At 76.5% G+C, this 1,828-nt stretch carries 3 protein-coding genes and 1 pseudogene; 2 read left to right on the top strand and 2 right to left on the bottom strand.

The annotated features are described in order from the left end of the window. Window positions 1-65 precede the first annotated feature (65 nt). The gene (locus tag ACFVXK_RS38520; protein WP_389622034.1) at window positions 66-416 is read right to left on the bottom strand and encodes an STAS domain-containing protein; all 351 of its coding nucleotides are present in this window, start codon (window positions 414-416) and stop codon (window positions 66-68) included. 23 nt (window positions 417-439) lie between these two features. Beyond that, entirely contained in the window at window positions 440-910 is a 471-nt protein-coding gene (locus ACFVXK_RS38515) for an ATP-binding protein (RefSeq protein ID WP_389622031.1), read from the bottom strand. Between the two features lie 243 nt (window positions 911-1,153). On the opposite strand from ACFVXK_RS38515, the gene ACFVXK_RS38510 reads away from it, so the two are divergent. After that, a complete protein-coding gene (locus ACFVXK_RS38510) occupies window positions 1,154-1,462 on the top strand; it encodes an STAS domain-containing protein (protein ID WP_389622028.1) in 309 nt (102 codons plus the stop codon). A gap of 29 nt (window positions 1,463-1,491) precedes the next feature. Continuing rightward, a pseudogene (locus ACFVXK_RS38505) lies at window positions 1,492-1,828 on the top strand (hypothetical protein); the annotation flags it as partial.

Here is a 1,828-nt window from a genome sequence, read left to right as displayed (position 1 = left end):
CCGACACGCCGGAGCGGCCGCTCGGCACCGCCGGGGGCGGCTGAGCGGCCCCTGCCGCCCGTGGGTCAGCCGGGGGGTGCGGGGGAGAGGCCGAAGAGGTCCGTGGTCCCGGTCAGTTCCAGCAGCCGGATCATCTGGTGGCTGGGCGCGGCGAGCACGAGGAGGTGCCCGCGGGTCCGCGCCCGCCGCCGGGCCGTGAGCAGGGCCCTGAGGCCGGCGGAGTCGCAGAACGACGAGTCGCGCAGGTCGATGACGATGTCGGCGCCGTCGGCCGCTTCCACCACCGCCGCGCCGAGCACGGTGTCGAGCTGCTCGGCGTGGTCGTAGTCCATCTCGCCGCTGATGCGGACGACGTACGGACCCGGGCCTGAGGCGTCTCGCGCCGCCGTGCGGGTGCGGTCCTCGTTGCTGATCATGGCGCACCTCCAGTACCGGGCGCCTACCCACACCCCGGGCCCGAATCCCCCTCCGGGGCCCGTCCGGCCCGCCCCGGCCCGGGCGACGGCCAGGGGGCGGGCAGGGTCGCCCACACGGTCTTGCCCCCCGGGGCGGGCCGCACGCCCCAGTCCACGGCCAGCCGGTCGACGACGTGCAGCCCGTGGCCGTGCGGCTCTCTCGGGCGCCAGGGCCGCAGCACCGGGGCCGCGACGGCCCGGTCGGTGACGGCGACGGTGATCCGGCCCCCGCTGAGGTGGATGTCCAGGCGGGTCGGGCCCGCCGTGTGCCGGCAGGCGTTGGCCAGCAGCTCGCACGCCACCAGCAGCACGTCCTCGCGCAGCCGGGCCGCCGCCGCCCCGTCACCCTCTCCCGGCAGCGCGTCCAGCACGCCGCGTACGCACGACATGCCGGGCTCCAGCGCCCTGCCGCCGTCGTGCCCCAGGGGGAAGCGCCAGTGGCCTGACAGGTACACGGGATCCTCACCTCCCACGGCTCAGGGGGCGTCTTTCCGCCGGGCGGCGGGCGACTCTCCGTTCGGCGCCCCGAAGGCTCGGGGCTTCGTTTCCGGGACCGCCCGGAGCGACCGCTTCGTTTTGCGGGCAGAGCGGAGCGGGTCCGTGGGGCCACAGTCGTAGCAGGACTGCCGTCCGTACCGACGCCGGAAGGGAGACGGCTCTTGGTCACAGCTCTGAGTGCAAGCCGCGGCCCGGCGCGCGTGGGCACGTACGTGCTCGTCCTGGCTGGTCACGCCGACCTGGACACCGCGCCGGCCCTCACCCGCGCCTTGGACGAGGCCTTCACCGGTCTGCCCGCACCGGAGACCGTCGTGGTCGACTGCGCGGGCGTGGGCTTCTGCTCCTCCTCCGGCCTGAACGCGCTGCTGGACGCCCGCCGCCGGGCCATCGGAGCGGGCATCGCCTTCCGGCTGGCCGCCCCCTCGTCCCAGGTCACGCGACTGCTGGAGATCACCGGCACCGACACCGTCTTCACCGTCGCCCCCGGCACCCCGACCACCCCCTCCTGACCGAGGCCCCGCAAAGGAATCGGCGGACCATGCACCCGAACGCACGTTCCTCTCAGCTCTCCCGCCGCCCCGTCCCGCCCGCACCGGGCATGTCCGCGCAGGTCGCGCTGCTCGCCGCCGAGGCGGAGGCGCTGATCCGCGACGGGACGTGGGTGCCGGGGCCCGAGGCGGCGGAGCTGGCCCGCCGGACCGCCGCGGGCCTCGCCGAGGCGGTCGGCCCGGGCGACGGGCGGCAGGTGCTGCCGGCCATCGAGCGCCTGGAGCACCTGCGCGAGGCCCTGGCCGTCCTCGCCCTGGGCACCGCCCGCATCCACGGGCAGCTGGCCTGGTTCCTCGCCCGGGCCAGCACCGCCCTCGCCCCCGTCC

Source organism: Streptomyces sp. NPDC058157 (assembly GCF_042884105.1).
Lineage (GTDB): Bacteria > Actinomycetota > Actinomycetes > Streptomycetales > Streptomycetaceae > Streptomyces.
This window is presented reverse-complemented; position numbering and strand designations above follow the sequence as displayed.